This is a genomic window from Actinosynnema sp. NPDC037264 (assembly GCF_055603705.1).
In genome coordinates this window covers 52,793-65,663 of the sequence record NZ_JBVJVK010000024.1, presented here as the reverse complement: position 1 = coordinate 65,663, position 12,871 = coordinate 52,793, and the positions used below count along the sequence as shown (strand labels likewise).

11 protein-coding genes are annotated in these 12,871 nt (G+C 72.0%); 4 read left to right on the top strand and 7 right to left on the bottom strand.

Going from position 1 to position 12,871, the window contains the following annotated elements; all coding sequences use genetic code 11:
- The first annotated feature begins 133 nt into the window (after nt 1-133).
- Nucleotides 134-2,161: an ATP-dependent DNA helicase gene (locus ACZ7GX_RS24945; protein WP_498779961.1), complete on the top strand. Its 2,028-nt coding sequence runs from the start codon at nt 134-136 to the stop codon at nt 2,159-2,161.
- A gap of 67 nt (nt 2,162-2,228) precedes the next feature.
- On the opposite strand, the gene ACZ7GX_RS24940 is transcribed toward ACZ7GX_RS24945, so the two are convergent.
- From ACZ7GX_RS24940 to ACZ7GX_RS24915, 6 genes are all read right to left on the bottom strand, one after another.
- The gene (locus ACZ7GX_RS24940) at nt 2,229-3,638 is read right to left on the bottom strand and encodes a phospholipase D-like domain-containing protein (protein WP_498779959.1); all 1,410 of its coding nucleotides are present in this window, start codon (nt 3,636-3,638) and stop codon (nt 2,229-2,231) included.
- 25 nt (nt 3,639-3,663) lie between these two features.
- A complete protein-coding gene (locus tag ACZ7GX_RS24935) occupies nt 3,664-4,350 on the bottom strand; it encodes a peptidyl-tRNA hydrolase (protein WP_498780038.1) in 687 nt (228 codons plus the stop codon).
- A gap of 14 nt (nt 4,351-4,364) precedes the next feature.
- A complete protein-coding gene (gene serB, locus ACZ7GX_RS24930) occupies nt 4,365-5,591 on the bottom strand; it encodes a phosphoserine phosphatase SerB (RefSeq protein ID WP_498779958.1) in 1,227 nt (408 codons plus the stop codon).
- Between the two features lie 106 nt (nt 5,592-5,697).
- Nucleotides 5,698-7,485, bottom strand: coding sequence for an aa3-type cytochrome oxidase subunit I (gene ctaD / locus ACZ7GX_RS24925; RefSeq protein WP_230566069.1), 1,788 nt, complete (start codon nt 7,483-7,485; stop codon nt 5,698-5,700).
- Between the two features lie 428 nt (nt 7,486-7,913).
- Entirely contained in the window at nt 7,914-8,615 is a 702-nt protein-coding gene (locus tag ACZ7GX_RS24920; protein WP_498779957.1) for a hypothetical protein, read from the bottom strand.
- A gap of 141 nt (nt 8,616-8,756) precedes the next feature.
- Nucleotides 8,757-9,350, bottom strand: a complete 594-nt coding sequence (locus tag ACZ7GX_RS24915; RefSeq protein ID WP_498779956.1) for a hypothetical protein — start codon at nt 9,348-9,350, stop codon at nt 8,757-8,759.
- A 410-nt stretch (nt 9,351-9,760) separates the two neighbouring features.
- On the opposite strand from ACZ7GX_RS24915, the gene ACZ7GX_RS24910 reads away from it, so the two are divergent.
- Genes ACZ7GX_RS24910 through ACZ7GX_RS24900 form a run of 3 tightly spaced genes read left to right on the top strand, consistent with a single transcriptional unit; the run spans nt 9,761 to nt 12,319 of the window.
- The gene (locus tag ACZ7GX_RS24910) at nt 9,761-10,429 is read left to right on the top strand and encodes a response regulator (RefSeq protein WP_498779954.1); all 669 of its coding nucleotides are present in this window, start codon (nt 9,761-9,763) and stop codon (nt 10,427-10,429) included.
- Nucleotides 10,426-11,712, top strand: coding sequence for a HAMP domain-containing sensor histidine kinase (locus tag ACZ7GX_RS24905; protein WP_498779952.1), 1,287 nt, complete (start codon nt 10,426-10,428; stop codon nt 11,710-11,712). The genes ACZ7GX_RS24910 and ACZ7GX_RS24905 overlap by 4 nt, the downstream gene beginning before the upstream one ends.
- The gene (locus tag ACZ7GX_RS24900) at nt 11,705-12,319 is read left to right on the top strand and encodes an HD domain-containing protein (protein ID WP_498779950.1); all 615 of its coding nucleotides are present in this window, start codon (nt 11,705-11,707) and stop codon (nt 12,317-12,319) included. Before ACZ7GX_RS24905 ends, ACZ7GX_RS24900 begins: the two co-directional genes overlap by 8 nt.
- Here the strand turns inward: ACZ7GX_RS24900 and ACZ7GX_RS24895 are convergent.
- Nucleotides 12,294-12,866 (bottom strand): 1,2-dihydroxy-3-keto-5-methylthiopentene dioxygenase, encoded by a 573-nt coding sequence (locus tag ACZ7GX_RS24895; protein ID WP_498779948.1) that lies wholly within the window; start codon nt 12,864-12,866, stop codon nt 12,294-12,296. The two genes, ACZ7GX_RS24900 and ACZ7GX_RS24895, sit on opposite strands and share 26 nt — an antisense overlap.
- Nucleotides 12,867-12,871: the final 5 nt, after the last annotated feature.

The window sequence follows — 12,871 nt, the reverse complement described above, 5'->3', positions numbered from 1 at the left end:
TCCTGCGTTCCGAACGCGCGTGTCCGACGTTCGCGGCACGCATGTCCTACGTGCGGAACAGCCGCGTTCGACGCTCGGGACGCGTTGGGGTGTCCGGCCCCCGGTGACGGGGTGGGCGGGTACGGTCTTCGCCGTGCCCGCCACCACCGCCATCCCCGACACCAGGACGTTGCTCGCCGTGGCCGTGGAGGCGGTGGGCGGGGCCGAACGCCAGGGCCAGGTCGACATGGCCGAGGCCGTCGAGCGGTCGATCCGGACCGGCGAGCACCTGGCCGTCCAGGCGGGCACCGGCACGGGCAAGTCGCTGGCCTACCTGGTGCCCGCGCTGCGGCACGCGGTGGCCGAGGAGACGACGGTCGTCATCTCCACCGCCACCATCGCGCTGCAACGCCAGCTGGTCGACCGCGACCTGCCCCGGCTCGCGAAGGCGTTGCGCAAGGAACTGGGGCGCGAGCCGCGGTTCGCCATCCTCAAGGGCCGGCGCAACTACCTGTGCATGCACCGCCTGCACACGGGAGCGCCGGACGAGCCGGAGGACGCGGGCCTGTTCGACCCGTTCGCGGTGTCCAAGATGGGCCGCGAGATCAAGCGCCTGCACGAGTGGTCGTCCGACACCGAGACCGGTGACCGGGACGAGCTCGTGCCGGGCGTCACGGACCAGGCGTGGCGCCAGGTCTCCGTGACCGCGCGCGAGTGCCTCGGCGTGAACAAGTGCCCGATCGGCGTGGACTGCTTCGCCGAGAAGGCGCGGGCCGAGGCGGGCAAGGCGGACGTCGTGGTGACCAACCACGCGATGCTCGCCGTGGACGCGCTGGAGGGCTACCAGGTCCTGCCCGACCACGACGTGGTGGTGATCGACGAGGCGCACGACCTGGTCGACCGGGTGACGTCGGTGGCGACGGAGGAGCTGAGCGCGTCCCTGGTCGCCACGGCCGCGCGGCGCTGCGGGCGGTTGATCGACCAGACCGTGGCCGACCGGATGGCCGAGGCGAGCGACGGCCTGGCGATGATCCTGGAGGAGATGCCTGCCGGTCGGCTGGACGGCCTGCCGCAGGCGTTGGCCGGTGCGTTGCGGGCGACCAAGGACGCGGCGCACGCGTGCATCACGTCGTTGGGGCCGGAGCGCAAGGAGGACGTGGACGGCGCCACGTCGCGCAAGTTGGCGATGTCGCTGCTGGACGACGTGCACGACTGCGCCACGCGGATCCTGGAGGCCTTCGACTCCGACCACGACGTGGTCTGGGTGTCGGGTGATTTCGCCGATCGCAACAAGCCGCCGTCGTTGCGGGTCGCGCCGCTGGGCGTCGGCGGGTTGCTGCGGGAGCGGCTGTTCGGGAAGCGGACCACGGTCCTGACCTCGGCGACGTTGACGTTGGGCGGCACGTTCGACACGTTGGCGCGGCAGTGGGGGCTGCCGGCGGCGTCGAGCGCCCGGAAGGCGGAGGGGACGGCGACGGACAAGGAGCCGCCGTCGGACCTGGGCGCGCCGCGGTGGAGCGGGCTGGACGTCGGCTCGCCGTTCGAGCACGGCACCAGCGGGATCCTCTACGTGGCACGGCACCTGCCGCCGCCGGGGCGCGACGGGCTGCCACCGTCCTATGTGGACGAGATCGAGGGTCTGGTGAACGCGGCGGGCGGCCGCACGTTGGGGCTGTTCTCGTCGATGCGTGCGGCGAAGGCGGCGGCGGAGGCGTTGCGGGACAAGGTGGAGCACCCCGTGCTGTGCCAGGGCGACGACGCCACGGGGCAGTTGGTGAAGCGGTTCGCCGAGGACGCGCGGACGTGCCTGTTCGGCACGTTGTCGTTGTGGCAGGGCGTGGACGTGCCGGGGCCCGCGCTGTCGCTGGTGGTGATGGACCGCATCCCGTTCCCGCGACCGGACGACCCGTTGGCGTCGGCGCGGCAGAAGGCGGTGGAGTCGCGCGGCGGCAACGGTTTCCTCACCGTGGCGGCGACCCATGCGGCGCTGCTGCTGGCGCAGGGCGCCGGGCGGCTGCTGCGTTCGATGAACGACAAGGGTGTGGTCGCGGTGCTCGACCCGCGCTTGGCGACCGCCCGTTACGGCGGGTTCCTGCGCGCCTCGCTGCCGCCGTTCTGGACGACGTACGACCCGGAGGTCGTGCGGGCGGCGCTCAAGCGGCTCGACGCGGCGAACGACTGACCACGGTTGCGCAGGTCGCGTGTTCTGCGCGTAGGACTCGGGGGACGCGAACGCGGGGCACGCGTGGTCAGCCGTCGACGAGCAGGCCGCGCAGCGGGCCTTGGAGGCGGCCGGCGCGGCGGGAGACGCCCGGCAGCGCGGTGAGGCGGTGCTTGCCCGGGGCGGTCAGGGTGGGGCGCCAGAGGCGGTCGACCACCTCGTGGGCGGGAGCGGTGACCTCGCCGAGCGGGCGTTGCAGGTGTTCGGACCACAGGCGCAGGCGCGTGTCCCGGGCGACGGTGGCGTCGTCGGTCACCACGTTGACCTCGGTGTCGTTGAACAGGGAGTGCTCGTTCAGGTTGGCCGAGCCGATGCTCAGCCAGCGGTCGTCCACGATGGCCAGCTTGGCGTGCACGTAGACCGACGAGGACGTCGCGCCGTCGTGCGAGGACAACGTGGCGGCGACCAGCCGGTGGTTGCCGTCGTCGGCGTCCAGCAGGCGTCCCAGCTGGCCGCGGGTGGTGTCCGCGCCGTTGCTCGGCTTGCGCGGCAGCACCAGGACGACCCGGAAGTCCGGGTGCGGCGGGGTGCGGAGCTTGTCGAGCAGGACCTCGGTGACCTCGGGCGACCAGAGGAACTGGTTCTCGAGGTAGATCAGCCTCGTCGCCGAGCGCAGGGCGCGGAGGTAGGAGTCGAGCAGGCTGAACTCGCCGCGCGGCGCGAAGTCGTAGGTCCGCTCCGGGATCGTGCGCACGAGCTGGGCCGAGGACGACCCGGCGGGCGCGGGTGGCGTCGGCGGGGGCAGGTGCTCGCCGGCGATCTCCTGCCAACGGCTGCGGAAGTGGTCGGCCACGTCCGCGACGACCGGCCCGTGCAGGCGCGTCCCGATGTCGTGCCAGCCCAGCGGCTCGCGGGGCGGGTGCTCGGCGGTGTCGTGGCGGTCGCCCTCCACCGCGGTCAGGTCCATCCCACCGACGAACGCCACCTCGTCGTCCACCACGACGATCTTCTCGTGGTGGCAGTGCAGCGTCCGCTCCCGGGCGTCGATCTCGCACCGCACCGCGCTGTCGCGCGTGAACTCGCGCTGCGCCGCCAGCACGCGCTTGCGGGTCGGCTCGAACATCGGCACCGGCGGCCCCGCCCACAGCAGCACGCGCACCGGCACCCGGGACGCGGCCGACGCCAGCAGCTCGCGCAACGTCGGCGAGCCCGGTTCACGGGTCAGCCGGAAGTCCGGGCTCGCGCACCACCCGGCCAGGTGGACGGACTTGCGCGCCGACGAGATCGCCGACGCGATGGCGGGCAGCACCTCGTGCCCGTCCACCAGCACCTCGACCCGGTTGCCGGTCCGCACCGGCCGCCGGGGCGTCCACCAGCCGGCCTCCGAGCCGAAGGCCGAACCCCACCCGAGCTTGCGCAGCCTGCGCTCGTGGTGCGCGCACAGCAGGCTCTCCAGCCCGTCACCGAGCTTGGCGTCCAGCACGTCCAACAGGCCCACGCCGGGGATGGTTACCGCAAAGCGGTCATCCGAAACGTCGGTGCACGGCCACCGTGGCGGTGCCGGGCGCGACCTCGGTGTACCCGGCGTCCCGGACCAGCACGACGTCGGGCCGCGCCACCAGCGCGTCCCAGTCCGCCGCCGACGGCGTCCGCACGGCGCACCGGTAGTCCAGCTCCGCCCACTCCTTCAGCTCGGCGTCGGACAGGTGCGGCGCGAGCAGCATCGACGCATGCCCCACCTGGGCCGCCGCCTTGCCCGCCGTCATCTCCACCCGCGGGTTCAGCCACAGCTCCCACGCGCCGGCGGGGATCGGGCCGGGCTCGTCGGAGGGCAGCTCGCTGCCCGAGATCTGCAACCGGCTCAGCTCCTTGGGCAGGTCGACCACCCGCCCGGGCAGGAACGCCCGCACCGAGGCGCTGCCGACCGTGATCGTCACGCCCGGCAACGACTGCACGGCCTCCCAGTGCGCGCCCCGTGCCCGCCGCGTCACCTTCCGGATCCGGCCGCGCACCCACGCCACCAGCTCGTCGTGCCACTCGCCGCCCGGCAGCGCGCGATCGTCCAGGCACACCGCGATGGCGGCGGCCGCGGCGGCCTCCAGCACGTCGGTCCGGGACGGCGGCGCGGACCGTTCGATCCGCAGCACGACCGGCATCGCCCGCACCTGCTCCGGGTCCTCCGGGTCGGTGAAGTGCCGGTCCACCAGCATCCGCAGGATCGGGTTCACAGCCGGTTCAGCTCCAAGCCGTCCGCCGCGTCCGCGGCCTCCACCTCCGCGCGGGTCACGCCGAGCACGAACAGCACCGCGTCCAGGAACGGGTGCGACAGCGCCGTGTCCGCCACCTCGCGCAACGCGGGCTTGGCGTTGAACGCGATGCCCAACCCGGCCGCGCCGAGCATGTCGATGTCGTTCGCGCCGTCGCCCACGGCCACGGTCTGCGCCAGCGTGATGCCCTGCTCGTCGGCGAACCGCCGCAGCGCCACCGCCTTGCCCGCCCGGTCCACGACCTCGCCGAGGACCCGGCCGGTCAGCTTGCCGTCCACGATCTCCAGCTCGTTGGCCGCGCAGAAGTCCAGGCCGAGGTCGTCGACCAGCCGCTGGATCACGCGCGTGAAGCCGCCGGAGACCACACCGCAGCGGAACCCGAGCCGCTTCAACGTCCGCACCGTGGTCCGCGCGCCCGCCGTCAGCTCCAGCGACTCGGCGACCTCGTCCAGCACGGACTCGTCCAGGCCCTCCAGCAGCGCCACCCGCCGCCGCAGCGACTCGGTGAAGTCGAGCTCGCCGCGCATCGCCGCGTCGGTGATCTCCTTGACCTGCGGCTCCACCCCGACGTGCGCGGCCAGCATCTCGATCACCTCGCCCTGGATGAGCGTGGAGTCGACGTCGAACACCACCAGCCGCTTGGCCCGCCTGGTCAGCCCGGCCCGTTCCACCGCGATGTCCAGCCCACCGCGCACCGCCACCTCGGCCAACGCCGACCGCAGCTGCGCGTCGCTCTCCGGCGTGTCGTCGGCTACGGAAACCCGCAGCTCAAGGCCGGTGACGGGGTAGTCGGCGACGCCGCGGATCGCGTCGATGTTCACGCCGAGCGACGCGAGCCGGCGCGCCACCTCGGTGAACGCGCGGGCCGTGACCGGGCGGCCGAGCAGGATCAGCACGTGGCTGGACTCCAGCCGCGCGGTCCGCTTCGAGTCCGCGCCGATCTCCACCTCGACGTGCATGGACACCGTCGCCATGGCCTGCTCGACGGTCTCCTGCAACCCCTCCGGGTCGTGGTCGGCGGCCACGAGCACGCCGAGCACCAGCCGGCCGCGGATGACGACCTGCTCGACGTCGAGGATCTCCACGCCGTGCCTGGTCAGCACCGCGAAGAGCACGGAGGAGACCCCCGGCTTGTCCGGTCCGGTGACGGTGATCAGGACGGGCGTGGCGCTGGGCTTGGTCACTGATGGCTCCTATGCCAGACAGCGACGAGCCCCGAGACCGCGGTCCGAGGGAGTCGGACGCTGGTCTTCGGGGCTCGCCGTTGAACCTGCGCTCAGGTTACAAGCGTTACTTGTGGTCGCCCTCGGTGTCCTCCGAGGCTGTGCCCGATTGCACAGCGGCGGCGGCCACCTCCGACGGCGCGGGCTTCGCGTCCTCGTGCGCGATGGCCTTGCCGGTGAACGTCACGTGCGCCTCGCTGTGCAGCCGCTCGATCATGTGCGGGTAGTGCAGCTCGAACGCCGGGCGCGCCGAGCGGATGCGCGGCAGCTCGGTGAAGTTGTGCCGCGGCGGCGGGCACGAGGTCGCCCACTCCAGCGAGTTGCCGAAGCCCCACGGGTCGTCCACCTTCACGGTCTCGCCGTACCGGTAGGACTTGAAGATGTTCCAGATGAACGGCAGCGTGGACGCGCCGAGGATGTACGCGCCGATCGTCGAGATCGTGTTCAGCGTGGTGAAGCCGTCGCTGGGCAGGTAGTCCGCGTACCGGCGGGGCATGCCCTCGTTGCCCAGCCAGTGCTGCACCAGGAACGTGGCGTGGAAGCCGAGGAACGTGGTCCAGAAGTGGAGCTTGCCCAGCGGCTCGTCCATCATCCGGCCGGTGATCTTCGGGAACCAGAAGTAGATGCCCGCGAACGTGGCGAACACGATCGTGCCGTACAGCACGTAGTGGAAGTGCGCGACGACGAAGTACGTGTCGGACACGTGGAAGTCGATCGCCGGCGCGGCCAGCAGGATGCCGGAGAGACCGCCGAAGAGGAAGGTGACGATGAAGCCGATGCTGAACAGCATCGGTGTCTCGAACGTCAGCTGCCCCTTCCACATCGTGCCGATCCAGTTGAAGAACTTGATGCCGGTGGGCACCGCGATCAGGAACGTCATGAACGCGAAGAACGGCAGCAGCACCGCGCCGGTGGCGTACATGTGGTGCGCCCACACCGCCACGGACAGCGCCGCGATGCCCAGCGTCGCGTAGACCAGGCCGTTGTAGCCGAAGATCGGCTTGCGGCTGAACACCGGGAAGATCTCCGACACGATGCCGAAGAACGGCAGCGCGACGATGTAGACCTCGGGGTGGCCGAAGAACCAGAACAGGTGCTGCCACAGGATCACGCCGCCGTTGGCGGGGTCGAACACGTGGGCGCCCAGGTGGCGGTCGGCCAGCAGGCCGAGCAGCGCGGCGGTCAGGATCGGGAACGCCAGCAGCACCAGCACGGACGTCACCAGGATGTTCCAGGTGAAGATCGGCATGCGGAACATGGTCATGCCGGGCGCCCGCAGGCAGACCACGGTGGTGATCATGTTGACCGCGCCGAGGATGGTGCCGAGACCACCGACGACCAGGCCGGAGATCCACAGGTCGGCGCCGACGCCGGGCGAGTGGATGGCGTTCGACAGCGGGGTGTAGGCGAACCAGCCGAAGTCGGCCGCGCCGCCCGGCGTGAGGAAGCCCGCCATCACGATCAGGCCGCCGAACAGGTACAGCCAGTACGAGAAGGCGTTGAGCCGCGGGAACGCGACGTCCGGCGAACCGATCTGCAGCGGCAGGATGAAGTTGGCGAAGCCGAACACGATGGGCGTCGCGTAGAGCAGCAGCATCACCGTGCCGTGCATGGTGAACAGCTGGTTGAACTGCTCCTGCGACAGGAACTGCATGCCCGGTCGGGCCAGCTCGGTCCTCATCAGCATGGCCATCGCGCCGCCGACCATGAAGAAGGCGAACGACGTGACCAGGTACATGATGCCGATTTGCTTGTGGTCCGTGGTGCGGAACATCCGCAGCAGGAACGAACCCTTGACCGCGTCGCGAGTCCCGAAGGGCCGCGTCGCGATCGGCTGCGGGGCTACGGCCGTCACGGTGCCTCCTGCACTGTCTGGTTCTGGCTTCGCCGGTGGGTGGCGCCGCCGGCTCATCGGATCGTAGACGGCGGTGTTCCGGGTGGTGCGGCTGGGCTGCCCCCTGGATCAAGTGAGGTAGCGCAGGTCACAGTGTTGGATGGCGCCGCCTCCGGCGTCGCGGGCGAGGTCGCCGGGAAGTCGACCGTTCGCGCCCTGATTCCCGACGATCGAAAAGCGTGATCGTCGGGAATGAGGACGCGAACGATCGACGCGACCTCGCGGTCCAGTGCGATCGAGTGGTCAGGGAGGCGGAGGTGGGGGGTGAGGTGAGGAGGGTGAGGTGAGGGGTGGGGTGTGAGGGTGGGGTCGCGGAGGTGGGGCGAGGAAGCACGAGGGCCGCTCCCGGGGTGGGAGCGGCCCTGTGGTGTGAGGTGGGTGTTCAGGGGTTAGCGGCGCAGGAGGCCGCGCAGCTTCGGCGAGGCGACGAAGGCGGCGCCGGCGGCGACCAGGCCCAGGCCGACGATCAGCATCCAGCCGCCGTCGTAGCCGGTGTTGGCCAGGTCGCCGTCGTTGGCGCCGTCGGCCATGACCGGCGCGGAGGTGGTGGTCGGGGTGACCGCGACGGACTCGGTGGTCGTCGGGGCGACCTGTTCGGTGGTGGTGGCCGGGGTGGACGGCGTGGTGCTGTCCGGGGTGGACGGGGTCGTGGTGACCGCGGCGTCCTTCTCGGCGCAGACGAACCAGTGGCTGATGCCCGCCGGGCCGCCGCTGGAGTTGACCGGCGGGTGCAGGTCTTCCCAGGCCAGGTCGCCGAGGTCCGCGGCGTCGTAGACGTTGTAGGACTTGCCGCCCTTCACCACGACGCCGGTGACGGTGTAGCCCTCGGGGTGCGCGGTGATGGTGATGTTGACGCCGTCGACGGTGAAGGTGCCCGCCGGCATGGTCATCTCGTCGCCGGGCAGGCCGAGGACGTCGCAGGCGTTGCCGGGCTGCCCGATGTCGACGTTGCCGTCGACCACGGTGGCGCGGTCGTCGCCCGAGTCGAGGGGGGTGTCGGGCGAAGCCGAGGCGGTGCCGCCCAGCAGGCCGGTGGCGCTCAGGGCGAGCAGGGCGGCTGCTCCGAATAGGCGGCGGTTGGTGATGCGCATAGGTGCTGCTCCGCGGGTTCGAGGGCTGACCGGAGGATCGAACTACACCGACCACCCCTCTATCGAGGTAGCCCATTCAGTTGAATCAGTTGCCGCCCATTCGTTACCGGACGGTGATGTTGACCGTCCGCGCCGGACCGATCACCTCCGGAGGAGGTTGCGGAGCTTCGGCGAGGCGAGGAACCCGGCGCCCGCTGCCAGCAGGGACAGCCCCGCGACGATCAGCCACCACCCGTTGAAGCCGGTGGCCGCCAGGTCGTCATCCCGGCCGGGGACCACGACGCCGGCGGCCTTGGTGGTCGTCGTGGTGACCCGGTCGGACGGCACCGTCGTGGTGGTCTTCACCGGCGTGGTCGTGGTCGACCCGGGCGGGCTGGTGGTCGTGCCGGGGGTGGTCGTCACCGTCGTCGTGGTCGTGGCGCTCGTGGTGGTCGTGGTGGTCGTGGTGGTCGTGGTGGCGACGTCCTGGCAGACGAACCAGTGGCTGATCTCCGCCGGCTTGCCGCTGGCGTTCAGCGGCGAGTGCAGGTTCTCCCACGGCAGCGGGCTCAGGTCCGCCGCCCGGTAGATGTTGTAGGCCGGGCCGCCCTTCACGACGACACCGGTGATCACGTACCCGGGCGGGTTCGCGGTGATGGTGATGTTCGTGCCGTCGGTGGTGTAGGTGCCCGGCGGCAACATCGCCTCGTTCCCGGGCAAGCCCACCTCGTCGCACGCGTCGCCCGGCTGGCCCATGTCGACGTTGCCGGCAACGGCTGTCGCGCGCGGGTCACCGGACTGTGGAGGGGCGGGATCCGGCTGGGCGGAGGCACCGGCGGCGAGGGCGCCGGCCGCGAGGACCGCAAGCAGGGAGGATGCTCCGAACAGAGTACGACTGGCCGTGCGCATGGAGGTCTCCACGTGGTCGAAGGGCTGATCGGCGGATCGGACTACTCCGCCTCTGCTCTATCGCCGTGGACCATTCAGCTGATGCACGCCGGTATGGATTCGTTATGCCGATCCGACGTGGCACGCGTGGATTTCACCCGCACAGGGGGTACGGATCGTGCGGTGGCTCGACGAGCCGGCCCGAGCGCACGACCTTTACCGAACCCGAACACGCGCGTGGCCCTGCCCGCCGCCGGCCGCGTGCCACGATTCCCGGCGTGCAGGGACTCGTGCTGGTCGTGGAGGACGAACGGGCCATCGCCGACCTGATCTGCCTCTACCTGCGGCGGGACGGGTTCGGGGTGCACGTGGAGGCGGACGGGCACGCGGCGTTGGCGGCGGTGCGGCGGTTGCGGCCGGTGGCGGTGCTGCTGGACGTCGGCCTGCCCGGGATGGACGGGGTCGAGGTGTGCCGGGCGCTGCGCGCGGCGGGCGACTGGACACCGGTGCTGTTCGTGACCGCGCGCGACGACGAGGTGGACCGCGTGCTCGGACTGGAGCTGGGCGCGGACGACTACGTGACCAAGCCGTTCAGCCCGCGCGAGCTGGTGGCCCGGGTCCGCACCGTGCTGCGCCGGGGAACGCCGCAGGTCAACCCGGTGCACGTGGTCGGCGACGTGAAGCTGGACGGCGACCGGCGGCGGGTGTGGGCGGGCGCCGACGAGGTGGCGCTGACCTCGACGGAGTTCGAGCTGCTGGCCCACCTGATGCGGCACCCCGGGCGGGTGTTCGCGCGGGAGCAGCTGTTGAGCGCGGTGTGGGGTTACGCGGCGGCGGCGGGCACGCGGACGGTGGACGTGCACGTGGCGCAGTTGCGGGCGAAGCTCGGCGACCGCAGCCCGATCAGGACCGTGCGCGGGGTCGGCTACTCGGTCGAGGCGTCGTGAAGCGGACCAGCCTCGCGTTCCGCATCACGGCGTTGTGCCTGGCCGTGGCCGGTGTGGCGGTCGTGGTGGCGGGGTTGGTGTCGGCACGGCTGGTGCTGACCGCGTCACGCGAGGTGAGCCGTGAGGCGCTGGCCGACCAGGCGGACGTGGTGGCCGGGCAGCTCGACGTGGGTCGGGCCGGGCGGCTGCGGGTGGTCGAGGTGCTGCGCGGGCAGGGCATCGCCGTGGTGCTGATCGGGCCGGACGGCGGGCTGGCCGGTGATCCGCAGGCCGTGCGCGCGGTGCGGGAGGCCCGGGTCAGGTCCGGCGTCGCCGGGACGCGGCTGGTCGAGGTGCGCGACGGGGTCGCGCTGGTGCAGGAGACGGGGATCGGCAACGGACCGGGCCGCAAGCTGCTGCGCAACATCACGTTCGCGCTGGCTGTCGGGTTGCTGGTCGCGGCGGTGGCCGGGTTGTTGCTGGGCAAGCTGGTCGCGCGCCCGTTGCGGCGGACGGCGGCGGTCGCGCGCACCATGAGCGGTGGTCGGCGCGACCTGCGGGCGCCCGAGCAGGGGCCGGCGGAGGTCGCCGAGGTCGGCGGCGCGGTGAACGCCCTGGCCGACGCGCTGGCGCGCAGCGAGGCCAGGCAGCGGGAGTTCCTGCTGTCGGTCTCGCACGAGCTGCGCACGCCGCTGACCGCGGTGAGCGGGTTCGCCGAGTCGCTGGCCGACGGCGTGGTGTCCGGGCCGGAGGTGCCGTCGGTCGGCCGCACGATCTCCGAGGAGGCGCACCGGCTCGACCGGCTGGTGACCGACCTGCTCGACCTGGCCCGCCTGGGTGCGGACGACTTCCGCGTCGACCTCGCCCCGGTCGACCTGACCGAGGTCGTCACGGCCGCCGCCGAGGTGTGGCGGTCCCGGTGCGCGGCGAAGGGGGTCGAGTTCCGGCTGGAAGCGCCGGCGCGGTCGGTCGTGCGGACGACGGACGCCCGGCGGGTGCGGCAGGTGCTGGACGGGCTGCTGGAGAACGCGCTGCGCCTCACGCCCGCCGGTCGGCCGGTGGTGTTGGCGCTGCACGACGTGCTCCAGGTGCGCGACGGCGGTCCGGGGCTGTCCGAGGAGGACTACCGGGTGGCGTTCCGCAAGGGCGCGCTGCACGCGAAGTACGAGCGGTCCCGGCCGGTCGGCACGGGCATCGGGCTCGCCCTGGTGCACGGTCTGGTGACCCGGTTGGGTGGCACGATCGAGGCCGGTCCCGCGCCCGAGGGCGGCGCGGCGTTCACGGTGGGGTTGCCCGATGCTTGAGCTGGAAGCACGGTGGCACGACGCGGTCCGGGTGCTCGGTGGCGCGCAGGGACCGGGTGACCTCGCCGAGCGGTACGCCGAACCGCACCGCGGCTACCACAACGCCGGCCACGTGCTGGCCGTCGTCCGCGACGTCGACGTGCTCGCCGAGGCCGACAACCGCACGGCACGCGAGCGCGCTGTGCTGACGCTCGCCGCCCTGGTGCACGACGTGATCTACGACGGTGTGCCGGGCGAGGACGAGCGGCGCAGCGCCGAGTGGGCCCGGGAACGGCTGGTCGGCCTGCCCGAGGCCGACGCGGTGGCCGACCTGGTGCTGGCCACCGCGGACCACGCCTCGGACGACCCGCTGACGTGCCTGCTCCTGGACGCCGACCTGGCCGTCCTGGGCTCCGACCCGGCCGCCTACGAGCGCTACCGCACGGCCGTGCGCGCCGAGTACGCGCACGTGCCGGACGACGCGTGGCGGGTCGGCCGGGCGAACGTCCTGCGCTCGCTGGCCCGGCGCGACCCGCTGTACGTCACGCCGCACGCACGTGAGCGGTGGGAGGTCCGCGCCAAGGCCAACCTCGCCGCCGAGCTCAGCTCGCTCGGTGACCCGCCATGAGCGCGTCGTAGGTCGGGAACGACTCGGCGATCCCGCTGCCGGTGAAGTTGCCGACCCAGCCGTCGTCGTCGTGGAAGAACCGGATCGACACGTAGTCCGGCCGGGTGCCCATGTCGAACCAGTGCGTGGTGTTCTCGGGCACGCTCAGCAGGTCGCCCGCCTCGCACAGCACCGCGTACACGCGCTCCTTGACGTGCAGGTAGAACACGCCGGAACCGCGCGCGAAGAACCGGTCCTCGTCGTCGTCGTGGGTGTGCTCGGCCAGGAACTTCAGCCGCGCCTGGGAGGCCGAGGCCAGCCACTCGGGGTCGTCGGACGGGGTCATCTCGGTCGCGTCGACCAGGACGTAGCCCTCGGTCTCGGTGACGCGGGCGACCTGCTCGGCGTACACCTCCAGGACGTTCTCGCTGGTCACGCCCGGCACGACCGGCCACTGCTCGTACCGGACGCCGAGCTGCTTCAGCTCGACCGCGATCTCGGCGGGGTCGGCGGTGCGCACCAGAGCGGTCTCCGGGTCGGTGTCCGACCACACGGTCAGCAACGTCATCGCGC